Annotated in this window: 21 protein-coding genes; 5 read left to right on the forward strand and 16 right to left on the reverse strand. The window is 61.7% G+C overall.

What is annotated here, in order from left to right; genetic code table 11:
• Positions 1-24: 24 nt before the first annotated feature.
• The 11 genes from HX818_RS18680 to HX818_RS18730 form a co-directional block, all read right to left on the reverse strand.
• Entirely contained in the window at positions 25-516 is a 492-nt protein-coding gene (locus tag HX818_RS18680) for a DUF2878 domain-containing protein (protein WP_003208418.1), read from the reverse strand.
• Positions 509-1780, reverse strand: coding sequence for a cyclopropane-fatty-acyl-phospholipid synthase family protein (locus HX818_RS18685; protein ID WP_017475993.1), 1272 nt, complete (start codon positions 1778-1780; stop codon positions 509-511). The genes HX818_RS18680 and HX818_RS18685 overlap by 8 nt, the downstream gene beginning before the upstream one ends.
• Positions 1767-2573, reverse strand: coding sequence for a DUF1365 domain-containing protein (locus tag HX818_RS18690; protein ID WP_087693766.1), 807 nt, complete (start codon positions 2571-2573; stop codon positions 1767-1769). The genes HX818_RS18685 and HX818_RS18690 overlap by 14 nt, the downstream gene beginning before the upstream one ends.
• The gene (locus HX818_RS18695) at positions 2570-3817 is read right to left on the reverse strand and encodes an FAD-dependent oxidoreductase (protein ID WP_177009579.1); all 1248 of its coding nucleotides are present in this window, start codon (positions 3815-3817) and stop codon (positions 2570-2572) included. The genes HX818_RS18690 and HX818_RS18695 overlap by 4 nt, the downstream gene beginning before the upstream one ends.
• A complete protein-coding gene (locus tag HX818_RS18700) occupies positions 3814-4596 on the reverse strand; it encodes an SDR family oxidoreductase (protein WP_008432280.1) in 783 nt (260 codons plus the stop codon). Before HX818_RS18700 ends, HX818_RS18695 begins: the two co-directional genes overlap by 4 nt.
• Complete coding sequence (locus tag HX818_RS18705; RefSeq protein ID WP_003208426.1) at positions 4593-5015, reverse strand: nuclear transport factor 2 family protein; 423 nt, start codon at positions 5013-5015, stop codon at positions 4593-4595. The genes HX818_RS18700 and HX818_RS18705 overlap by 4 nt, the downstream gene beginning before the upstream one ends.
• Positions 5008-6453 (reverse strand): deoxyribodipyrimidine photo-lyase, encoded by a 1446-nt coding sequence (gene phrB, locus HX818_RS18710; protein ID WP_177020538.1) that lies wholly within the window; start codon positions 6451-6453, stop codon positions 5008-5010. Before phrB ends, HX818_RS18705 begins: the two co-directional genes overlap by 8 nt.
• Entirely contained in the window at positions 6454-7383 is a 930-nt protein-coding gene (locus HX818_RS18715) for a MerR family transcriptional regulator (protein WP_177020539.1), read from the reverse strand.
• Positions 7384-7386: 3 nt separating this feature from the next.
• Positions 7387-8358 carry a DUF523 and DUF1722 domain-containing protein gene (locus HX818_RS18720; RefSeq protein WP_008432288.1) on the reverse strand — a complete coding sequence of 324 codons (972 nt, stop codon included), beginning with the start codon at positions 8356-8358 and terminating at the stop codon, positions 7387-7389.
• Between the two features lie 112 nt (positions 8359-8470).
• On the reverse strand, positions 8471-8686 hold the full coding sequence (locus HX818_RS18725; protein ID WP_003208432.1) for a TIGR02450 family Trp-rich protein: 216 nt from the start codon (positions 8684-8686) through the stop codon (positions 8471-8473).
• Positions 8683-9669, reverse strand: a complete 987-nt coding sequence (locus HX818_RS18730; RefSeq protein WP_003208434.1) for an NAD(P)/FAD-dependent oxidoreductase — start codon at positions 9667-9669, stop codon at positions 8683-8685. Before HX818_RS18730 ends, HX818_RS18725 begins: the two co-directional genes overlap by 4 nt.
• A 209-nt stretch (positions 9670-9878) precedes the next feature.
• Between HX818_RS18730 and HX818_RS18735 the strand changes: the two genes are divergently transcribed.
• Both HX818_RS18735 and hemH read left to right on the forward strand, forming a co-directional pair.
• Positions 9879-10778: a TIGR01777 family oxidoreductase gene (locus HX818_RS18735; protein ID WP_177020540.1), complete on the forward strand. Its 900-nt coding sequence runs from the start codon at positions 9879-9881 to the stop codon at positions 10776-10778.
• Positions 10779-10792: 14 nt separating this feature from the next.
• Positions 10793-11818: a ferrochelatase gene (gene hemH / locus HX818_RS18740; protein WP_003208438.1), complete on the forward strand. Its 1026-nt coding sequence runs from the start codon at positions 10793-10795 to the stop codon at positions 11816-11818.
• Between the two features lie 133 nt (positions 11819-11951).
• Here hemH and HX818_RS18745 read toward each other — a convergent pair whose 3' ends face one another.
• From HX818_RS18745 to algW, 3 genes are all read right to left on the reverse strand, one after another.
• Positions 11952-12671 (reverse strand): DUF4198 domain-containing protein, encoded by a 720-nt coding sequence (locus HX818_RS18745; RefSeq protein ID WP_177020541.1) that lies wholly within the window; start codon positions 12669-12671, stop codon positions 11952-11954.
• Positions 12672-12683: 12 nt separating this feature from the next.
• Positions 12684-14795 (reverse strand): TonB-dependent siderophore receptor, encoded by a 2112-nt coding sequence (locus HX818_RS18750; protein ID WP_177020542.1) that lies wholly within the window; start codon positions 14793-14795, stop codon positions 12684-12686.
• Between the two features lie 108 nt (positions 14796-14903).
• On the reverse strand, positions 14904-16058 hold the full coding sequence (algW, locus tag HX818_RS18755; protein WP_003208442.1) for a Do family serine endopeptidase AlgW: 1155 nt from the start codon (positions 16056-16058) through the stop codon (positions 14904-14906).
• A gap of 103 nt (positions 16059-16161) precedes the next feature.
• On the opposite strand from algW, the gene HX818_RS18760 reads away from it, so the two are divergent.
• From HX818_RS18760 to cysN, 3 genes are all read left to right on the forward strand, one after another.
• Positions 16162-16920 carry a Nif3-like dinuclear metal center hexameric protein gene (locus tag HX818_RS18760; RefSeq protein WP_003208444.1) on the forward strand — a complete coding sequence of 253 codons (759 nt, stop codon included), beginning with the start codon at positions 16162-16164 and terminating at the stop codon, positions 16918-16920.
• 256 nt (positions 16921-17176) lie between these two features.
• Entirely contained in the window at positions 17177-18094 is a 918-nt protein-coding gene (gene cysD / locus HX818_RS18765) for a sulfate adenylyltransferase subunit CysD (protein ID WP_003208447.1), read from the forward strand.
• A gap of 9 nt (positions 18095-18103) precedes the next feature.
• Positions 18104-20002, forward strand: a complete 1899-nt coding sequence (cysN, locus tag HX818_RS18770) for a sulfate adenylyltransferase subunit CysN (protein WP_003208449.1) — start codon at positions 18104-18106, stop codon at positions 20000-20002.
• A 169-nt stretch (positions 20003-20171) separates the two neighbouring features.
• Here the strand turns inward: cysN and HX818_RS18775 are convergent, their stop codons facing one another.
• Together HX818_RS18775 and pta are read right to left on the reverse strand one after the other, a co-directional pair.
• On the reverse strand, positions 20172-21071 hold the full coding sequence (locus tag HX818_RS18775; RefSeq protein ID WP_003208452.1) for an acyltransferase: 900 nt from the start codon (positions 21069-21071) through the stop codon (positions 20172-20174).
• Positions 21072-23171 (reverse strand): phosphate acetyltransferase, encoded by a 2100-nt coding sequence (gene pta, locus HX818_RS18780; RefSeq protein ID WP_003208454.1) that lies wholly within the window; start codon positions 23169-23171, stop codon positions 21072-21074.
• Between the last annotated feature and the right edge of the window lie 4 nt (positions 23172-23175).

Below are 23175 nucleotides of genomic sequence, written 5' to 3' on the forward strand. Positions count from 1 at the left end.
GGTGTGTGAAAGGCCTGACGGACGTCAATGTGCCAACTGCCTGGCAACCCAATGCAACAACGGAAAAATCATCCCCCAGAGTAACGCCAGGCCGATGACGGTCGGCACGGTGCCATAGCCGAAACTCACCCCCGCCAGTTGGCTGCCCGCGTAATAGGACAACGGCCCGCCCACCGCCCCCAACAAACTCGCACGCCACCAGGGCTGCGCGCTCCAGGCCAGGCAATGGCGCAGCGTGGTCGCCAGCAATGCCCACAACAGGATCAGCCACAATGGCGCCAACAGCCCGGGCAGGCTGAAATGAAACACGCCGAATGCACGTAGCACGGTGTCGATCACGGTGCCCAACAAGGTGACGGCAACAATCACCTGGCCTTCCGCTGACCACGAACTTATCCACAGCAGGTGGATTACCAGCACCGCCAACCCCACCAACAGCCACAGACTGTCGCCGCCCAGCACACAGGCAAACCAGCCGCACTGGAACAGCACGGCATTTGCCAGTGGTTTAAGCATCAAAGCGCCCGAGCAGTGGCTGGGTCAGCGCCGCCGGCTTGGCCAGCAGCATCTGCGCGGTGCCGATGGTGCGCTCCATGAAGCCGCCTTCGCAGTAGCACAGGTAAAATTCCCACAGCCGCAGGAAGTATTCGTCGTAGCCCATTTCCGTCAGGCGGCTGTGGGCGCGGCGAAAGTTCTCATGCCACAGGCGCAGGGTTCGCGCGTAGTGCAGGCCGAAGTCTTCCATGTGCAGCAGGTTCATGTCCGTGTCGCGGCTGACGATCTCCAGCATCTTCTGTACACACGGCAAGGCGCCGCCGGGGAAGATATAGCGCTGGATAAAATCCACGCTGCTCTTGGCTTGTTCGTAGCGCTGCTCGCGAATGGTGATGGCTTGCAGCAACATCAGGCCGTTGCTCTTGAGCAACTGCGCGCACTGTTTGAAATAGGTCGGCAGGAAGCGGTGGCCCACGGCTTCGATCATCTCGATCGACACCAGCTTGTCGTACTGCCCGGTCAGGTCGCGGTAGTCCTCCAGCAGCAACGTCACCTGATTCTGCAAACCCAGGGCCTCGATGCGTTTTTCAGTGTAGGCAAACTGCTCTTTGGACAGGGTCGTGGTGGTGACCTTGCAGCCGTACTGCTGCGCGGCATAAATCGCCATGCTGCCCCAGCCGGTGCCGATTTCCAGCAGGTGGTCGGATGGTTTCAGCGCGAGCTTCTGGCAGATGCGTTCCAGCTTGTTCAACTGCGCCTGTTCCAGGGTGTCGTCAGCGGTGAGGAACTGCGCGGCCGAATACATCATGGTCGGGTCGAGGAATTCCTCGAACAGGTCGTTGCCCAGGTCGTAGTGGGCGGCAATGTTTTTCTGCGAGCCCTTGCGCGTGTTGCGGTTGAGCCAGTGCAGGCCCTGGGTGAAGGGCCGCGCGAGTTTGGCCAGCCCACCTTCCAGCGCATCCAGCACGTCGAGGTTGCTGACCATCACCCGTACCACGGCGGTCAGGTCCGGGCTGCTCCAGTAACCATGGATAAATGCCTCGCCGGCGCCGATGGAGCCGTTGGCCGCCACCAGCCCCCACACGGCTGAATCGAGGATCTGGATCTCCCCCAGCAGGTGCGCTTCCCGTGCGCCGAAGACTTGCCGTTCGCCGTCCTCGATCACCACCAACTGGCCGTGGCGCAGTTGGCCGAGCTGGCGCAGCACGGCTTTGCGCAGCAGCGCGGCGGTCATGCCGTTGACGTTCAAGCGGTTGGATTTGACCGATAAGCTAGGGGATTTCATGGCGGCGATCCTTGGTGTACCCGACTGCGGTGCGAGAAGCGCCTTCGGCGGCGTGATGGGAAAAAATCGGCGTGCGTTTAAGCAAGAGGCGCAAGGCCTGCCAATAAATGGCCAGGCAGGTCTTGGCGGTCATCCACGGGAAGCGCCACAGGTAGCGGTGGAGGCTGGCGCGGTTCAGGGCTTCGCGTTGCAGGCTCAAGGTGGCGTCGAAGACTTTCAGTTCGCCCTGCCAGTCGGCCATATGCACGCCGAGCCTGGCGGCGGGCGGGCTGAAGCTCATGCGGTATTCCAGGTCCCGGGGCAAGAACGGCGACACATGAAACGCCTTGGCCACGGCGAAGTGCTGATGCTCACCGGCAGGCAGCGCCTGGGCCGGCAGCACGTAGTGATAGCGCTCGCGCCACGGGGTGTTGGTCACTTCACAAAGGATCGCGGCCAGCGTTCCGTCGGCCTCGAAGCAGTAGAAGAAACTCACCGGGTTAAAGGCCAGGCCCCAACTGCGGGCCTGGGTCAGCAGGCAGATAACGCCCGAGGGGATGCGCCCCAGGGCCTTGCCGACTTCTTGGCGCACGGCATCGGTCAAACTCATGCCGTGACGGGTCAATTCACGCAGGTAATCCTGCTGGCGAAACGCGAACGGCGCCCAGCGCTCACCCGCCAATGGCGACAAGCCGAACACTTCGTCCTGTTCGCTGAGGTCCAGGTACAGCAGGCCGATCCGGTACCGAAAGGCATGGCCCTTTGGCGTAAACCGCCGATGGGCGATCCAGCCGCTGTACAGGGCGCTGTTCACAGGATTTCCCCGAACGCCTTGGCCACGCGCAATGCGCTGACCACGCCGTCTTCGTGGAAACCGTTGGCCCAGTAGGCGCCGCAATAATAGGTGTGCTGCGCGCCGTGCAGTTCTTCCCAGCGCGCTTGGGCGGCCACGGCGGCCAGGCTGTATTGCGGGTGGGCGTAGGTGTAGCGGGCGAGGACTTTGAGCGGGTTGATCAGCGCCGTTTGATTGAGGCTCACGCAAAAGGTGGTGGTGCTGTCGATGCCTTGCAGGATGTTCATGTCGTAGGTCACCGCCGCCTGTTTTTGCGCGCGGCCATCCAGCCGGTAATTCCAGCTGGCCCAAGCCAGTTTGCGCTCGGGCAGCAGACGGGTATCGGTGTGCAGGACGACGTCATTGTCGGCGTAGGGCAGGGCACCGAGGATCTGTTGCTCGGCCAGGCTCGCATCCCCCAGCAAGGCCAGGGCCTGGTCGCTGTGGCAGGCGAACACCACCTTGTCGAATGCCTCGCTGCCGGCGGCGCTGTGGATAACTGCGCCGATGGCTGAACGCTCAACCCGGGTGACCGGGCAATTGAGGCGGATATTTTCGCGGAAGGACTGGGTCAGCGGTTCGATATAGCGGCTGGAACCGCCTTCGATCACGCACCACTGCGGCCGGTTGCTCACCGACAACAAGCCATGGTTCTTGAAGAACCGCACGAAGAATTGCAGGGGAAACCCGAGCATGTCAGCCAGGGACATCGACCAGATCGCCGCGCCCATCGGCACGATGTAGTGCTGGATAAATCGCTGGCCGTAGCCGCCCGCTTGCAGGTACTCGCCCAGGGTCATCTCGGCGCTGATGCGTTGCTCTTGCAGGTCCAGGGGCGCCTGGCGGTTGAAGCGCAGGATATCGCGCAACATGCCCCAGAACCCCGGCGACAGAATATTCCGGCGCTGGGCAAACAGGCTGTTGAGGTTGTTGCCGTTGTACTCGAACCCGGCGTTCGGGTCGCACACCGAAAAGCTCATCTCGGTGGGTTTGTACGTCACGCCAATTTGCCCCAGCAGCTTGATGAAGTTGGGATAGGTCCAGTCGTTGAACACGATAAAGCCGGTGTCCACCGCATGGCTTTTGCCTTCCACCGTGACATTCACCGTATGGGTGTGGCCGCCGATGCGGTCGCCCGCTTCGAACAGGGTGATGTCGTGGCGGCGACTGAGCAGGTAGGCGCTGGTCAGCCCGGCAATGCCGCTGCCGATAATGGCGATCTTCACAGGTCGTCCTTTCTCGGCGGCGGGCTGCGCAGCATGCGTTTGCCAATGATCAACTGGACGCGGTTCGGCAGTTTCGACAGTGGCCACAAGGCGGCAATAAACAGGGCAGGGAAGGCAATTTCCAATGGACGGTTTTGCAGCTTGGCGAAGATATGTCGCGCGGCCTTGTCTGCCGGCCAGCTCAGGGGCATCGGGAAATCATTGCGGGCGGTCAGCGGCGTGTCGACAAACCCCGGGCTGACCACGGTGACGTCGATCCCTTCAGGCGACAGGTCGATACGCAGGGACTCGAACAGGTAACGCAGGCCGGCCTTCGACGCACCATAGGCTTCCGCCCTGGGCATCGGCAGGTAGGTCACCGCACTGGCCACACCGACCAGGTGCGGTGTATGACCGGCGCGCAACAGCGGCAGCGCGGCCTCGATGCAGTAACTGCTGGCCAGCAGGTTGGTGCGCACCACGTGCTCGATGATCGAGGCGTCGAATTGCCTGGCATCCACGTATTCGCAGGTGCCGGCATTCAGGATCACCGTATCCAGCGAACCCCAGGCCACCGCGATGTGTTCACCGATCTCGCGTACGGTCTGGCTGTTGGTCAGGTCGCCGGCCACCACCAGCACTTGCCCGGGGTATTGCTGGGCAAGCTGTTCCAGGGGCGCCTTGGAGCGGGAACTGAGGGCCACATGGGCACCGCTTTCGAGCAGCGTCTTGGCCAGTTCGGCCCCGATGCCACTGCTGGCCCCGGTCAACCAGTAACGACGTGGAAGATTAAGGCTCATCCCATTCTCCTTTTCAGCCAGCTGACCACACCGCCAAGGACCGGCACGTGTTCATACAGCAACTGTCCAGCGTCAAAATAATCCCGGTGGCGATACACCTTGTCGCGCCACAGCAGGTGCGAGCAGCCTTCCACACGAATCACTTCGCCCTTGGCCAGGCGCGGGTGGCAGAAGCTCATTTTCCAGCGCAGGTAGCCTTCGCCTTCCGCCACTTGATCAAAGCCATGGAAGTCAAAGCGCAACTGGGTCACGTTGTCGTACAGCTCGGCGAAGTAGCGGTGCAACGCCGGCAGCCCGTGCACCTCGTGCAGTGGGTCGGTAAAACTGATGTCCTGGCTGTACAGGCCATCGAGCAGGTGCAGGTTGTGCTTGTCCACACTGGCGAACACCTGGGCGAAGCGGCGCAGGAAATCACTCATAAGCACCTCCGACCGCCTGGCGTGAAGGCAGGCTGCGGAAAGCAGCGAGGGCGCGCTCGCGGGATTTTTTCAAATCGACGATAGGACGAGGATAGTCGGCCACACCAAACAGGCCGCCCACGGCGTCGGGGTTGTGCACTTCCTTTTTGTTCAGCGCCGCCAGTTGCGGCAGCCAGTGCTTGATAAACACACCTTCGCCGTCGAATTTTTCCGATTGGCTCAAGGGGCTGAAAATCCGGAAGTACGGGGCCGAGTCGGTGCCGGTGGACGAGCTCCACTGCCAGCCACCGTTGTTGGCCGCGAGGTCGCCGTCGATCAGGTGACGCATGAAAAAGCGCTCGCCTTCGCGCCAGTCGATCAGCAGGTTTTTGGTCAGGAACATCGCCACCACCATGCGCAGGCGATTGTGCATCCAGCCGGTTTCCAGTAGCTGGCGCATGGCGGCGTCGATGATCGGCAGGCCGGTGCGTGCTTCCTGCCACGCTTTCAAGTCTTCCGGGCTGTTGCGCCAGGCCACGGCTTCGGTCTCCGGGCGGAATGCGCGGTGGCGCGAGACCCGTGGGTAGCCCACCAGAATATGTTTGTAGAACTCGCGCCACAGCAGCTCGTTGATCCAGGTAATCGCGCCGATGTCGCCGCTTTCGAATTCACCCTGGTTGCTTTGCAGCGCGGCATGCAGGCACTGGCGCGGTGAAACCACGCCTGCTGCAAGGTAGGCCGAAAGCTGGCTGGTACCGGGCTTGGCCGGGAAGTCGCGTTCGTCCTTGTAGTAGCTGATTTGTGCGTCGGCGAACTGGTCGAGACGGCGCCGGGCTTCGGCTTCGCCGGCAGGCCACAGGGCGCGCAAGGCTTCGCTCGGGGTAGCGAAGCCCTCGACGTGATCCGGAACCTCGTCACTTTTGAGTTTGAGCGGTGCCTGCGCCTTGGGAGTGGCGACCAAACGCGGCAAGGCGCCATGCAGGCGGCTGTAGCAGACCTTGCGGAACTGGCTGAACACCTGGAAGTAGGTGCCGGTCTTGGTCAGCACGCTGCCGGGCTGGAAAAACAACTGGTCCAGATAGGTGTGGAACGTGATGCCTTGAGCTTCGAGGGCCTTGGCCACGGCGGCGTCGCGGCGCTCTTCGTGGATGCCGTATTCGTCATTGACGTGCACCGACTCCACCGACAGTTCCTGGCACAGGCCTGCCAAAACTTCAGGTGCTTGATCCCAAGTGTCGGCATGGCGGATCAATAACGGAATGTTCAACTCGCCCAGCGCTGAGCTCAAGCGCTGCAGGTTGCGCAGCCAGAAATCGACCTTGCACGGCGCGTCATCGTGGGCCAGCCATTGCCCGGGGCTGATCAGGTAGACGGCCGCTGTCGGGCCACGCTGTGCGGCGGCGGCGAGGGCGGTGTTGTCATGTAGGCGCAGGTCGGTGCGCAGCCAGATCAAGTGCATTTAAATAAGTCCACGCTGGATCAGTACCTGATGGGCCGACAACGGGTCTTCGGCCAGGAGCAATTCAGGAATCTCTTGGGTTAATACGGACAGCTCCGCCTGGTGGATGCATACCGTTGGTCCGGTTATCAGTTTGGGGCAACTGAAGCCGCTCAACAGTTTGCCCAGCACCGAGGTATGGAGTGCCTTGCTCGAATACAGCAGTACCGCGCGGGGTTGCAGATGCTCGACGGCCAGGGCCAGTTCGCCCACCGGCAATGGCCAGTCGAAAACTTCCACCGGGCAATCGGCGCTGCTGGCGAGCCAGGCGGTGAGCCACAGGTGCGGCTCCAGCGGCAGGTCGGAATGGTTGATCAGCAACAGGGGGGCGCCGTTGAGCTGGCGGTTGTTGTGATACATCCGCGCACCGAATTTGCTGCGCAGCCAGGAATAGAAAAATACCCGTTCCATCTGCGCGCCGAACTGGCCTTGCCAGCGCAGTTCGAGCTCCTTGAGCAACGGCAATAACAGTTGCTCGCACAAGGTGCGCGGCGGGTACAGCGCCATGGCCTGGTTGAAGGCATCATCCACCCGGCGCTCGGCCAGTTCGCTGATGGCCTGCATCAGGTGCTGGCGGCGGTTGTGCCATTCGTTTTCCACCGGCGGCTCGCTGGTGGCTTGCGCGGTGTCGATCAGGCTCTTGACCTGGCTGACCGGCACACCGCGGTTGAGCCAGGTCAGGATGGTATGGATGCGTTGCACGTGCTCGGCACTGAACAGGCGGTGCCCCTTGGGCGTGCGCTGGGGCACGATCAGCCCGTAGCGCCGCTCCCAGGCGCGCAAGGTCACGGCGTTGACGCCGGTCTGGCGCGCCACTTCGCGGATCGGCAGCCAGCCTTGTTCGATGGCCTCGGCGATGTCTTCGCCAGGTTCTTGCAGGGGAAAAGTCATAGGTTAAATCGCATTACGCAGGCTGAGGTTTTCCGGGTGCGGTTGCAGGTAGGCCTGCTGCGCGATATAGCGGTCCGGATGCTGGCGAAAGTGGTGCTTGAGCAGCGTCAGCGGTACCACCAGCGGCACGATGCCCTGGCGGTATTGGCTGATGATGGTCTGCATTTCCTGTTTGTCTTCGGCGCTGATGGCTTGCTTGAGGTAGCCGCTGATGTGTTGCAGCACGTTGGTGTGGGTGCCGCGTGTGGCGCACTGGGTCAGGGCGCTCATCAGTTCGCTGAAGTAGCCGGCGGCCAAGGCGCCCAGGTCGACGTCCCTGGGCATGCTGCCCAGCAGGTTGCCGAGGCTTTTGTAATGCACCGGGCTGTGGGCCATCAGCAGGTATTTGTAGCGCGAGTGAAATTCCAGCAGGCGGTGACGGGTCAGGCCTTCGGCGAGCAGTTGCTGCCAGGTGGCGTAGACGAACACCCGGGTCAGGAAGTTTTCCCGCAGGACCGGGTCATTCAGCCGACCGTCTTCTTCCACCGGCAGGTTGGGGTGGCGCGCACAAAACGCCTGGGCGTAGATGCCGCGCCCGCCGCCGTCGATGGGCATGCCGTTGTCCTGATAGACCTTGACCCGTTCCAGGCCGCAGGACGGGGATTTCTGCATGAAGATGTAACCGCAGAGGTCGGTGTGTTCAGCTGCCATTTGCTGGCCGTAATCGTCCAGCGGCTGGGTCACGTTAAGTTCGCGGTTTACGGTGCCAACGGCCTGTGGATTGAGCGGGTCGCCCACCAGGCGAATCGGTTCGCGGGGGATGCCCAGGCCAATGGCGACTTCAGGGCACAGCGGCACGAAGTCGAAATAATCGGCCAGGGTCTGGCTACACAGCTGGGATTGTTTATGCCCGCCGTTGAAGCGCACGTTCTCGCCCAACAGGCAGGCGCTGATGGCGATTTTCGGTTTGCCGGTGGCGGGCAGGGTGCTGGACATGGCCAAACCTCGATGAAATTCCTGTACAGAGTTAAATTCCTGTACAACTTAATCTCATCATAGGTTTGAAGCTGTACAAGTCAAATAATTTGTACAAGTATTTGCAGAATGGCTATTTCCAGCCGATTTTCCAGTCTTCGGCGTTTTGCAGGGTTTGCCAGGCCAGGCGCTGCACGCGATGGCTCATCACGGCTTCCAGCTCGATTTCCTGCACATCGCCTTCGTCATCACGCAGCAGTTTGGTCACCAGAAAATGTTTTTCCTTGTGCTGCGGGCGGGCTGCTGTCCACTTCGACAGCAGCAGCTTGGCGGGATTGATGCGGTTCATCGCAGGTGCTCGATCAACCGCCGCGCCGCCTCCTGGCCGCTGAGCCACGCACCTTCCACGCGGCCTGACAGGCACCAGTCGCCACATACATACAGGCCCAGGTCGGCGTCGGCCAGCACGCCAAATTCATGGCTTGTGGACGGCCGCGCGTACAGCCAGCGGTGGGCGAGGGTGAAGGAAGGCGCCGGCATGGCGCTGTGCAGCAGTTCGGCGAAGGCGCCGTGCAGGTGTTCGATCACGGCTTCCTTGGACAGGTCCAGGTGTTGCTTGCTCCAGGTGCTGGTGGCGTGCAAAACCCAGGTGTCGAGGGTGGTGTCGCGCCCCGGTTTGCTGCGGTTGCGCGCCAGCCAGTCCAGCGGGCTGTCCTGGACGAAGCAGCCTTCCATGGGCGTATCCAGCGGCTTGTCGAAGGCCAGGGCAATGGCCCAGGTCGGGTCCATCTTGACCCCGGCGGCGACACTCGCCAGCTTGGGCGCAGCGGCCAGCAGAGCGGTGGCCTGGGGCGCCGGGGTGGCGATGATCACGTGGCTGAACGGGCCGTGGCTTTCGCCGTCGGCGTCCAGCAGGTTCCAGTGATGTTTACCCTGGAACACTTCGGTGATGCGGCAACCGAACTGCACCGGCAAGTCATCGAGCAGGGCGCGGGTGATCGCACTCATGCGCGGCGTGCCGACCCAGCGGATCTGTTCATCGGGGGAGGGCGTCAGTTGGCCGGACTTGAAGTTGTACAGCTGTGGCTTCCATTGCTCGGCGCAACCATTGGCCTGCCAGCGTTGCACCTCGTTGACGAAGCGCCGGTCGCGGGCGGTGAAGTACTGTGCGCCCATGTCCAGCGAGCCCGCATCGCTGCGCTTGCTGGACATGCGACCGCCACTGCCGCGGCTTTTATCGAAGAGTTGTACAACGTGCCCCGCGTCTTTCAACGCTCGGGCGGCGGAGAGACCGGCGATGCCGGTGCCAATGATCGCGATGGGAACAGTCATGGGAGGCCTCGTTTTACCGTTGGGTACAGACTACGCCGACACCAATAGCTGTACAATATTGTTTTTTGGTATAAGTTTTGGCGTACCTGATCGTTTGGCGTGACCTATGGTTAAACCTGAAGGTTTAACCAGCGTTGCGCCCGATTAAAACATCCCTGTTTATAAAATAGACTAACGGTGGTCGGCGAACGTTACACGAGGAACAACTCATGCACATTTTGCTGACCGGCGGTACCGGTTTGATCGGCCGTCAACTTTGCCAATACTGGCTTGCCCAGGGCCATCGCCTCACGGTCTGGAGCCGCCATCCCGAACAAGTGGCTAAATTGTGCGGCGCCCAGGTGCGTGGCGTCGCCCGCCTGCAAGACATAAACGAGGCGGTGGACGCGGTGGTCAATCTGGCCGGCGCGCCGATTGCCGACCGGCCCTGGACGCATAAACGCAAGGCGCTGTTGTGGAGCAGCCGTATCGGCCTCACCGAAACGCTGCTGGCCTGGCTTGAGGGCCTTGAACACAAACCGGCGGTGTTGATCTCCGGTTCCGCGGTGGGCTGGTACGGCGACGGTGGTGAGCGCGAGCTGACCGAAGACAGCGGCCCGGTGCAGGACGATTTCGGCAGCCAGTTATCCATTGCCTGGGAAGAAACCGCCCAGCGTGCCGAGGCATTCGGCATCCGCGTGGTGCTGGTGCGTACCGGGCTGGTGCTGGCGGCGGAGGGCGGCTTTTTGTCGCGGCTGTTGCTGCCGTTCAAACTGGCGCTGGGCGGGCCTATCGGCAATGGTCGGCAGTGGATGTCATGGGTCCATATAAAGGATCAAATCGCCCTGATTGATTTTCTTCTGCACAAGACCGATGCCAGCGGTCCTTATAATGCCTGCGCGCCACACCCGGTACGCAACCTGGAGTTCGCCAAGACCCTGGGCAAGGTGCTGCACCGCCCGGCGTTCATGCCCATGCCGGCGTTTGCCTTGCGTATCGGCCTGGGCGAGTTGTCCGGTTTGTTGCTGGGTGGCCAGCGGGCTTTGCCGCAGCGGCTGTTGGCGGCCGGTTTCACTTTCCAGTTCACTGAGTTGCATGCGGCCCTGGACGACTTGTCCAGCCGCCTCTAGAGATAGGATGTTGCATGACGGATCACGCGTTGTTACTGGTCAACCTGGGTTCACCGGCGTCCACTTCGGTGGCGGATGTGCGCAGCTACCTCAATCAGTTCCTGATGGACCCTTACGTCATTGACCTGCCATGGCCGGTTCGGCGTTTGCTGGTGTCGCTGATCCTGATCAAGCGCCCGGAGCAATCGGCCCATGCCTACGCCTCGATCTGGTGGGACGAAGGCTCGCCGCTGGTAGTTCTTAGCCGTCGCTTGCAACAACAGATGACTGCACAGTGGACCCAGGGGCCGGTGGAGTTGGCCATGCGCTATGGCGAGCCGTCGATTGAAAGCGTACTGACCCGGCTGGCGTCCCAAGGCATCAAGAAAGTGACCCTGGCGCCGTTGTACCCGCAGTTTGCCGACAGCACCGTGACCACGGTAATCGAAGAGGCCCGGCGCGTGGTGCGGCACAAAAAGCTGGCGATCGAGTTTTCGATTCTGCAGCCGTTCTACGATGAACCGGAGTACCTGGACGCCTTGGCCAACAGCGCCAGAGCCTATGTGGAAGAGGATTTCGATCACCTCCTGCTGAGCTTTCATGGGTTGCCCGAGCGCCACCTGAAAAAGCTCGACCCTACCGGGCAACACTGCTTCAAGGACGCCAACTGCTGCCAGAACGCCTCTCCCGAGGTGCTTGCCACGTGCTATCGCGCGCAGTGTTTCAGCGTTGCGCGGGATTTTGCCGAGCGCCTTGGCTTGCCGGATGGCAAATGGTCGGTGGCGTTCCAGTCGCGGCTGGGCCGGGCCAAGTGGATCGAACCGTACACCGAGGCACGCCTTGAAGCGTTGGCTCAACAGGGCGTGAAGAAGCTGCTGGTGATGTGCCCGGCGTTTGTTGCGGACTGCATCGAGACACTGGAGGAAATTGGTGATCGCGGCCTGGAGCAATTCCGCGAGGCGGGGGGCGAGGAGTTGGTGTTGGTGCCGTGCCTGAACGATGACCCGCAGTGGGCGGCGGCGCTCAATACCCTGTGTGAAAGAGCGCCGGTCGCGCTGTAATCCGATTGTCGAAACGATAGAGAGCAAATGTGGGAGCCGGGCTTGCCCGCGATAGCGGTGGATCAGTCACCAGATGCCTCGACTGAAAAATCGCCATCGCGGGCAAGCCCGGCTCCTACATTGTTTTGCGGGGTTACTCGTGATGCGGCTCGCCCAGGAAAGTCAGGGAACTGAACAGTCCGCGAGTCGCGACATCAGCATTGTCTTTGAGCTGGATTTCCACCTGCGCCGCAATCACATTCAATCCTTCATTTCTCACCAGCACCCGGGCGCGACCGTCTTTATCGGTCTCGGTGCTCAGGGTGTTCGGTGCGTTGCGATAGTCTCCGATCAGCTTGACCCCAGCCGCCGGCTTGCCATCCAGCAGCACCCGTACCGGCAGTGATTTACCCGGGCCGACCGTCAGCGGATCAACTTCCGGCAAGATCAGTAGCTTGATCTGATCCAGCTTCGGCAACTTCGCCCCCGGCTGGTAGATCGCCAGGCTGTACTTGAAGGTCTGGGTCGACTCAATTGCCCCCGGCACCTTGCTGCGGCCCTCGTTGATCCACTTCTTGTCAGGCGTCTGTGACCACATCCCGTTATCCAGGGCGACCGCCAGTACAGCCGGCGATTTGAGCGGCTTCAGGCGCGCATGGTCGGGCAGACGTTCCACGGTCACCGGGATCATTTTGCCGCTGGCGTCGTAGGCCCAGGCGCCGCTGATTTTCTGCGCCTTGAACGCGTTGTCTTCGGCGCCGTGGCCGTAGATCACTTCGATATTGCCGCGCCGTTGTTCGGTCCACAGCCCGTGGGCCGAGACTTGGGTGGCAAACAGCAGGCCGAGCACGGCCAGGGATTTGAAGGCTTGCATGGTGACGTCCTTTTACAGGTTGAGGGTCAGGCTGACGGTGAAGTTGCGCGGCTCGCCGGGATTGACCCAGTAATTGCTGTAGGAGCGCTCGTAGTACTTTTCATCGAACAGGTTGTTGAGGTTCAGGCCCACGGTGACGTTGTCGCTGGCCTTGTAATGGGCCAGTAAATCGACGGTGTGGTAGGCCGGTAATTCAAAGCTTTTGCCGGCTTCGCCGGAGCGGTCGCCGACGTAGGTAAAGGCCGCACCGAGGTCGGAGCCGCGCAACAGGCCGTCCTGGAATTCATACACCCCGAGCAAGCTGCCGCTGCGTTTGGCTACGCCGAGAATCCGGCTGCCGGTGGGGATGGCTTTGTCGCCTTTGGTCACTTCGGCGTCGATGTAGGCAAAGGCGCCGATCACCCGTACGGCGTCAGTCACCTGGCCGGTCAGTTGCAGGTCAAAACCCTGGCTGCGGGCCTTGCCCATGGCGCGCTGTGTGTCGGTAGCCGGGTCCAGGGCCAGGACATTTTCTTTCTCGATATGGAAGGCGGCGAGGGTGGTGCTCAGGCGGTCGTCGAACAGCTCGCTCTTGATCCCGATTTCATACCCCACGCCTTCTTCCGGCTTGAAGGATTTGCCGCCGGCGTCCAGGCCATTGTTGGGTTTGAACGAGGTGGAGGCGTTGGCGAACAGGCCCACTTCAGGCGTCAGTTGGTAGAGCAAGCCGGCGCGTTGGGTCAGGGCGTCGTGGGTCTGCCGGCTTTTGGCATGGTTGCGGCTGAAGTCGTCGGTGCGCTGCTCGAAGTGTTCGAACCGCGCGCCGATCATCCCGCGCAGGCGGTCGGTGAAGATGATCTGGTCCTGCAGGTTCAGCGCCTGGCTTTTCACCTGTTCGAAAAAGTCAGTGCCGGAGCGCTTGCCGTTCGGTTTGGGCTGGCCATAGACCGGGTCATAGATGTCGATGGCGTAATCGCCGCCGGCGATGGCGGTCACCCGTTCTTTCTTGCGGTAGTCCTCGTACTCGGTGCCGATCAGCAATTCGTGCTGCCAACTGCCGATGTCGAACCGGCCGCGCAGTTCGAGCTGGGTGATGCTGTCATGCCAACCGGTGGAGCGCTCGCGGTAGCGGCGGCTGAGGGTGTGGCCATCGGCATCCAGCGCGCGGTTTTCCGAGGCGTTGCCCCACAGGCTGCCTTGTTTGTAATGGCTGGCCAGGCGCAGTTGCCAGGCATCGTTGAGGTGATGCTCGAGGCTGGCTTGCAGGCGGTTGTTGTGGTTGCGGATATCGCCGTCGTTGGGCTCGCCGAGAAAGGTCGAGCGGGAGACGCCGCTCCAGCGGTTGTTGGGCGCGACGATGCCGCGGTCGAAAGTGGAGCGGTGACGCACGAATTCACTTTCCACCAGCAGGTGTGTGTCCGGGTCCAGTTGCCAACTGATGGAGGGCGCGACGAAGACCCGCCTGGCCTCAACGTGGTCGCGGAAGCTGTGGTTGTCTTCCACCGCCAGGTTGACCCGCGATAACACGTTGCCCTCGCTGTCCAGCGGCGTGTTCGCGTCCAGCGCGGTGCGGTAGCGGTCCCAACTGCCGGCGCTGGTCTGCAGTGTGGTGAAGGCCTCGGGCTGCGGCTTTTTGCTGACGATATTCACCGTGCCGCCTGGGTCACCACGGCCATACAGGCTGGCGGCGGGGCCTTTGAGCACCTCGATGCGCTCGATGTTGGCCGCGTCCGGCGTGCTCGGGTAACCGCGGTTGGCGCTGAAACCGTCCACGTAAAACTCTGACGTGGTGAAGCCGCGAACGCTGTATTCGTAGAGCGTCAGGCCGCCGAAGTTGTTCTGTTTGGACACGCCGCCGGCAAACTCAAGGGCACGCTCGACGTTGGTGCTGCCCAGGTCGTTGAGTACCGAAGCGGGAATCACGCTGATGGATTGTGGGATATCCCGCAAGGCGGTGTCGGTTTTTGTGGCGCTGGCGGAGCGGGTGGCGCGATAGCCCTTGACCGGGCCGGTGGCTGATTCGTACGCCTCGCTGGTGATGCGGGTGGCTTCCAGTTCAACGGGGGCGGTGTCTTCGGCGTAGGCCGGGTCCACCAGCAAACCCAGGGCGATTCCCGCCAGCGGGGCAAATCTTCGAGACGGCATGATAGAGCGTTCCAATAGCGATATTGAAACAATATAACATGACTAATGAGAATGAATTTCTTTTGAAATATTAGGTAACAGGAGCCCGCGAACGGGCTCCCGAAGCCGTTATTCCTCTTCTTTCACCGGTGCAGGCGGCGGACGCAGGCCGATTTCCGCCGACAGCTTGATTTCCTTGCCATTGCGCATCACCTGGATCGCCACCTTGTCGGTGGGTTTGATCCGCGCCACCTGGTTCATCGACTTGCGACCATCCCCGGCCGGCTCGCCGTCGATGCTGAGGATCACATCCCCCAGTTGCAGGCCGGCTTTCTGCGCCGGGCCGTCGCGGAAGATCCCGGCGACCACGATGCCAGGGCGTCCGGTCAGGCCAAACGACTCGGCCAGTTCCTTGGTCAGCGGCTGGACTTCAATCCCCAGCCAGCCACGAATCACCTGGCCATGCTCGATGATCGACTTCATCACTTCAGTGGCCAGCTTCACCGGAATCGCGAAACCGATGCCCTGGGAGCCGCCGGACTTGGAGAAGATCGCGGTGTTGATGCCGGTCAGGTTGCCGTTGGCATCCACCAGCGCGCCGCCGGAGTTGCCCGGGTTGATCGCCGCGTCGGTCTGGATGAAGTCTTCATAGCTGTTGAGGCCCAACTGGTTACGCCCGGTGGCGCTGATGATGCCCATGGTCACAGTCTGGCCGACGCCGAACGGGTTGCCGATGGCCAGCGCCACGTCACCTACGCGCAGCCCTTCGGAGCGCCCGATGGTGATCGAGGGCAGGCCTTTCAAATCGATTTTCAGCACCGCGAGGTCGGTTTCCGGGTCGCTGCCGACCACGCGGGCCAGGGTTTCCCGGCCATCACGCAGGGCCACCACAATCTGGTCGGCGCCGGTGGTCACGTGGTTGTTGGTGAGGATGTAGCCTTCCGGGCTCATGATCACGCCGGAGCCGAGGCTGGATTCCATGCGCCGCTGCTTGGGCGAGTTGTCGCCGAAATAGCGACGAAACTGTGGGTCTTCAAACAGCGGGTGCGCCGGTTTGTTGATGACCTTGGTGGTGTACAGGTTGACCACGGCGGGGGCGGCGATCACCACCGCATCGGCGTAAGTCACCGGGCCTTGTACCACCGCGCTGGTTTGCGGTGCCTGTTGCAGGTTGACATCAAGGGTCGGCAGGCCGACCAGTTGTGGATAACGCTGAATAATCAGCATCGCGATCAGCACGCCAGCCAACAATGGCCATCCAAAAAAACGCAGTGCCTTGAGCATTAAGAAAAATCCTGACAGGTTGCAGGGGGCGGGAGAGCGCCCATAATGTCGCGCATTATACGAGGCCGTGAGCGCCTCTGAACGGGATATTTAGGAGTCTTTTATGGCCGTTGCCCTGAGCACCTTAGTCGAGGAAGCGGACCGCTACCTTAATAGTGCCAAAATCGCCGATTACTGCCCCAACGGCCTGCAGGTCGAGGGCCGTCCGCAAGTGCTGCGCATCGTCAGCGGCGTGACCGCCAGCCAGGCATTGCTGGACGCGGCGGTCGAAGCCCAGGCCGACCTGGTGCTGGTGCACCACGGTTATTTCTGGAAAGGCGAAAGCCCGTGCATCACCGGCATGAAGCAGCGCCGCCTGAAAACCCTGCTCAAGCACGACATCAGCCTGCTTGCCTATCACTTGCCGCTGGACCTGCACCCTGAGGTCGGCAACAACGTGCAACTGGCCCGGCAACTGGACATCACCGTCGAAGGCCCGCTGGACCCGGACAACCTCAAGGTCGTCGGCCTGGTGGGTTCCCTGGCCGAGCCGGCGTCGCCCCGTGATTTTGCCCGCCGCGTGCAGGAAGCCATGGGCCGCGAGCCCCTGCTGATCGAAGGCAGCGAGATGATCCGCCGCGTGGGCTGGTGCACCGGTGGCGGCCAGGGCTATATCGACCAGGCGGTGCTGGCCGGTGTCGACCTTTACCTGAGCGGCGAAGCTTCGGAGCAGACCTTCCACAGTGCCCGGGAAAACGACATCAGCTTTATCGCGGCCGGGCACCATGCCACCGAGCGGTATGGTGTACAGGCGTTGGGTGATTACCTGGCGCGACGCTTCGCCCTCGAACACCTCTTCATCGATTGCCCAAACCCGATCTAACGAACACCACCGGACACATGTGGGAGCGGGCTTGCTCGCGAATGCGGTGCATCAGTCGCCATATGCATTGACTGACACACCGCATTCGCGAGCAAGCCCGCTCCCACATTTGATCGAGTCGGGCCAAACCCAGCGGTATATTGATATACCGTTTCGATCTAGCCAGCCCCCTCAATAGAATCAGGCGCTGTGCTAGCATGCCCCGCTCGAACACGGCCCGCTGGCCGTCCATAAGATCGTTTTTCCGTGAGTAACCATGGTCGACAAACTGACGCATCTGAAACAGCTGGAGGCGGAAAGCATCCACATCATCCGCGAGGTCGCCGCCGAGTTCGATAACCCGGTGATGCTCTACTCGATCGGTAAAGACTCCGCCGTGATGCTGCACCTGGCACGCAAGGCCTTTTTTCCGGGCAAGCTGCCGTTTCCGGTGATGCACGTCGACACCCGCTGGAAATTCCAGGAGATGTACAAGTTCCGCGACAAGATGGTCGAAGAGCTTGGTCTTGAGTTGATCACTCACGTCAACCCGGACGGTGTGGCGCAGGGCATCAATCCGTTCACCCACGGCAGCGCCAAGCACACCGACATCATGAAGACCGAGGGCCTGAAACAGGCGCTCGACAAGTATGGTTTCGACGCTGCATTCGGCGGTGCCCGTCGCGATGAAGAGAAATCCCGTGCCAAAGAGCGCGTGTACTCGTTCCGCGACAGCAAGCACCGCTGGGACCCGAAAAACCAGCGCCCGGAGCTGTGGAACGTCTACAACGGCAACGTCAACAAAGGCGAGTCGATCCGTGTGTTCCCGCTGTCCAACTGGACCGAGCTGGATATCTGGCAGTACATCTACCTGGAAGGCATCCCGATCGTCCCGCTGTACTTCGCCGCCGAACGCGAAGTGATCGAGAAGAACGGCACGTTGATCATGATCGACGACGACCGCATCCTCGAGCACCTGTCCGACGAAGACAAAGCCCGAATCGTCAAAAAGAAAGTACGTTTCCGTACCCTTGGCTGCTACCCGTTGACGGGCGCGGTGGAGTCCGAAGCCGAGACGCTGACGGACATCATTCAGGAAATGCTCCTGACGCGAACTTCCGAGCGCCAGGGCCGTGTCATCGACCACGATGGTGCAGGCTCGATGGAAGATAAAAAACGTCAAGGCTATTTCTAAGGGGCTGTCATGTCGCATCAATCTGATTTGATCAGCGAGGACATCCTCGCCTACCTGGGCCAGCACGAGCGCAAGGAAATGTTGCGCTTCCTGACCTGTGGCAACGTCGACGACGGCAAGAGCACCCTGATCGGGCGCCTGCTGCACGACTCCAAGATGATCTACGAAGATCACCTGGAAGCCATCACCCGCGATTCGAAAAAATCCGGCACCACCGGTGACGACATCGACCTGGCGTTGCTGGTCGACGGCCTACAGGCCGAGCGTGAGCAGGGCATCACCATCGACGTTGCCTACCGCTACTTCTCCACCGCCAAGCGCAAATTCATCATCGCCGACACCCCCGGCCATGAGCAGTACACCCGCAACATGGCCACCGGTGCCTCCACCTGTGACCTGGCGATCATCCTGATCGACGCCCGCTACGGCGTGCAGACCCAGACCCGTCGCCACAGCTTCATCGCCTCGTTGCTGGGCATCAAGCACATCGTGGTGGCCGTCAACAAGATGGACATCAATGGCTTTGACCAAAGCGTATTCGAGTCGATCAAGGCTGATTACCTGAAGTTTGCCGACGGTATCGCGTTCAAGCCGAGCACCCTGGCCTTCGTGCCGATGTCGGCGCTCAAGGGCGACAACGTGGTGAACAAGAGCGAGCGTTCGCCCTGGTACACCGGCCAGTCGCTGATGGAGATCCTCGAGACCGTCGAGATCGCCAATGACCGCAACTACACCGACCTGCGTTTCCCGGTGCAGTACGTCAACCGTCCGAACCTGAACTTCCGTGGTTTTGCCGGCACCCTGGCCAGCGGCATCGTGCACAAGGGCGACGAAGTCGTGGTGCTGCCGTCGGGCAAGAGCAGCCGCGTCAAATCCATCGTCACCTTTGAAGGTGAACTGGAAAACGCAGGTCCCGGCCAGGCCGTGACCCTGACCATGGAAGACGAAATCGACATCTCCCGTGGCGACCTGCTGGTGCATGCCGACAACGTGCCGCAAGTGACCGACGCTTTCGACGCCATGCTGGTGTGGATGGCTGAAGAACCGATGCTGCCGGGCAAGAAATACGACATCAAGCGCGCCACCAGCTACGTGCCGGGTTCCATCACCAGCATTGTGCATCGCGTGGATGTGAACACCCTGGAAGAAGGCCCGGCGAGCGCCTTGCAGTTGAACGAGATTGGCCGGGTCAAGGTCAGCCTCGACACGGTCATCGCCCTGGACGGTTACGCGAGCAACCGCACCACCGGTTCGTTCATCGTCATCGACCGTTTGACCAACGGCACCGTGGCTGCGGGCATGATCATCGCGCCGCCGGTGACCCATGGCAGCGCGGCGCAGCACGGCAAACTGGCTCACGTGGCCACCGAAGAGCGCGCCCAGCGCTTCGGCCAGCAACCGGCGACCGTGTTGTTCAGCGGCTTGTCGGGCGCCGGCAAAAGCACCCTGGCCTACGCGGTTGAACGCAAGCTGTTCGACATGGGCCGTGCGGTGTTTGTGCTGGACGGCCAGAACCTGCGCCACGACCTGAACAAGGGCTTGCCGCAGGACCGTGCCGGGCGTACCGAGAACTGGCGTCGTGCCGCGCACGTGGCGCGTCAGTTCAACGAAGCCGGCTTGCTGACGTTGGCGGCGTTTGTTGCCCCGGATGCTGAAGGGCGTGAACAGGCCAAGGCGCTGATCGGCGGTGATCGTTTGCTGACCGTGTACGTGCAGGCTTCGCCGCTGGTGTGTGCCGAGCGTGATCCGCAAGGTTTGTACGCGGCGGGCGGCGATAACATCCCGGGTGAGTCGTTCCCGTATGACGTACCGTTGAATGCGGACCTGGTGATCGACACCCAGGCGTTGTCGCTGGAAGACAGCGTCAAGCAAGTGCTGGACCTGCTGCGCCAGCGCGGCGCGATCTAAGCTTCAAGTGCACAAAAAAGCCCGCCATGTTGGTGGGCTTTTTTTATGGGGCCTTGGAAACAACTCGGTCAAATGGGGGAGCGGGCTTGCTCGCGAAAGCAGAGTGTCAGCCGCCACATGTATAGGCTGGCACACCGCATTCGCGAGCAAGCCCGCTCCCACATTTTGATCAGTGACTGGCGGGATAATCTGTGTGCAATTTGGCGAGCAACACATCCTTCTCTTCCCACAACCGGTTGATCCAGCCCTGGAACGCCAACCGATACTCCCCATCCTGCTCATAATTCTTGCCGATAAACTCGGCCGGAATCTGCACCTCTTCAAACTGCACGACAACGTCCTTCACATTCCCGCACAGCAAATCCCAATAACCGGGGCGCCCACCAGGATAGTGAATGGTCACGTTCACCAGCGACTTCAGCTGTTCACCCATGGCATCCAGCACAAAGGCAATGCCGCCGGCCTTGGGCTTGAGCAGGTAGCGAAACGGTGACTGTTGCTGTGCATGCTTGCCCGGGGTAAACCGCGTGCCTTCGGCAAAGTTGAAGATTCCCACCGGGTTGTGGCGAAACTTCGCGCAGGTCTTGCGGGTAGTTTCCAGGTCCTTGCCTTTCTTCTCCGGGTGCTTTTCCAGGTACGCCTTGGTGTAGCGCTTCATGAACGGGAAGCCCAGCGTCCACCACGCCAAGCCAATCACCGGGACCCAGATCAACTCTTGCTTGAGGAAGAACTTCAGCGGGCGAATGCGCCGGTTGAGCACGTATTGCAGCACCATGATATCGACCCAGCTCTGGTGGTTGCTGGTCACCAGATATGAGTGTTCATAGTCCAGGCCTTCCAGGCCTTTCAGGTGCCAGCGGGTGCGTCGCACCAGGTTCATCCAGGCCTTGTTGTTGCTGATCCAGGCCTCGTGGGTCTGGTTCATCAGCCATTCACTGAAGCGTTTGGCAAACGGCAGCGCCTTGAACAGCGCCACGATAAACAGGAACGAGCACAGCAAAATCGTATTCAACGCCAGCAACAGCGAGGCGATCACCCCGCGCACGGCGGCAGGTAGAAAATCCAGCATTTAGACATCCATAGGTCGGTTGGCGGCTTGAATCGCGGTCAATGCGATCGTGTACACGATGTCGTCCACCTGCGCCCCGCGGGGCAGGTCGTTCACCGGTTTGCGCAGGCCTTGCAGCATTGGGCCCAGGCTGACGCAATCAGCGCTGCGCTGCACCGCCTTGTGGGTGGTATTGCCGGTGTTGAGATCCGGGAACACGAACACCGTGGCCTTGCCCGCCACCAGGCTGTTGGGCGCCAGTTGCCGGGCCACGCTTTCATTGGCGGCGGCGTCGTACTGCAACGGGCCGTCGATCAGCAGCGAGCTTTGGGCTTCGTGGGCCAGCAGGGTGGCTTCGCGGACCTTCTCGACTTCTTCGCCCGTGGCCGAATCACCGCTGGAGTAACTGATCATCGCCACCCGTGGCGTGATGCCGAATGCGGCGGCCGAGTCGGCGCTTTGCAGGGCGATTTCCGCCAGCTCCGCCGCGCTGGGGTGCGGGTTCATCACGCAGTCGCCGTATACCAGCACTTGCTCGGGGAACAGCATGAAAAACACCGACGAGACCAGGGTGCAGCCCGGCGCGGTCTTGATCAGTTGCAAGGCCGGGCGAATGGTATTGGCAGTGGAGTGGATGACGCCGGAGACCAGGCCGTCCACTTCATCCAGGGCGAGCATCATGGTGGCTATCACCACGGTGTCTTCCAGTTGCTGCTCGGCCATCGGCGCGTTGAGGCTTTTGGTTTTGCGCAGGGCCACCATCGGTTCCACGTAGCGCTGGCGAATCAGGTCGGGGTCGAGAATCTCCAGGCCTTCGGGCAGCTCGATGCCATGGGCGCGGGCTACGGCTTCCACGTCGGCCGGCTTGGCCAACAGTACGCAACGGGCGATCCCGCGTGCCTGGCAGATGGCGGCGGCCTGCACGGTCAGCGGCTCGCTGCCTTCGGGCAACACGATGCGCTTGTTGGCCGCCTGGGCGCGCTGGATCAGTTGATAACGGAACACCGCCGGCGACAGGCGCATCTCCCGCGGCGTGCCGCAGCGTTGGTGCAGCCAGCGGGCGTCGAGGTGGCTGGCGACGAAGTCGGTGATGATCTCCGCACGTTCGCGGTCATCAATCGGGATTTCCTTGTTCAGGCTGTTGAGCTGGTTGGCCGTGTCATACGAGCCGGTGCTCACCGACAACACCGGCAGCCCGGCCTGGAACGCGCCACGGCACAGGTCCATGATCCGTGGGTCGGGCAGGGTGTCGCTGGTCAGCAACAGGCCGGCCAACGGCACGCCGTTGATGGCGGCCAGGCTGACGGCGAGGATGATGTCGTCGCGGTCGCCGGGTGTCACCACCAATACGCCGGGCTTGAGCAGCTCCACGGTGTTGCGCATGGTACGGGCGCAGATGATGATCTTGGTCATGCGCCGGGTTTCGTAATCACCGGCATTGAGGATCTGCGCGCCCATCAGGTCGGCCACGTCGCGGGTGCGCGGGGCGTTGAGTTCCGGTTGGTAGGGGATGCAGCCCAACAGGCGGAAATCGCCGCTGCGCAACAAAGGCGAATGCTCTTTGAGCCGCGCCGAGAAGGCTTCCATGCTTTCGTCGGTGCGCACCTTGTTGAGGATCACACCCAGCACTTTTGGGTCTTTCGGGCCGCCGAACAGCTGGGCCTGCAATTCCACGCGGCCGGAGAGTTCGGTCAGCACTTCGTTTTCCGGGGCCGAGACCAGGATCACCTCGGCGTCCAGGCTCTTGGCCAGGTGCAGGTTGACCCGGGCCGCATAGCTGGCACTGCGGGTCGGCACCATGCCTTCGACGATCAGCACGTCCTTGCCCACGGCGGCTTGCTGGTAAAGGGTGATGATTTCTTCCAGCAGCTCGTCGAGCTGGCCGTCGCCGAGCATCCGTTCGACATGGGCCAGGCCCAGAGGCTGGGGCGGTTTCAGGCCGTGGGTGCGGGCCACCAGCTCGGTGGAGCGCTCGGGGCCGGTGTCGCCGGGGTGCGGCTGGGCAATCGGTTTGAAGAAGCCGACTTTCAGCCCGGCCCGTTCAAGGGTGCGCACCAGCCCAAGGCTGATGGAGGTCAGACCCACACCAAAATCGGTGGGCGCGATAAAAAAAGTCTGCATGCGA

The organism is Pseudomonas sp. F9001, assembly GCF_013385435.1.
Lineage (GTDB): Bacteria > Pseudomonadota > Gammaproteobacteria > Pseudomonadales > Pseudomonadaceae > Aquipseudomonas.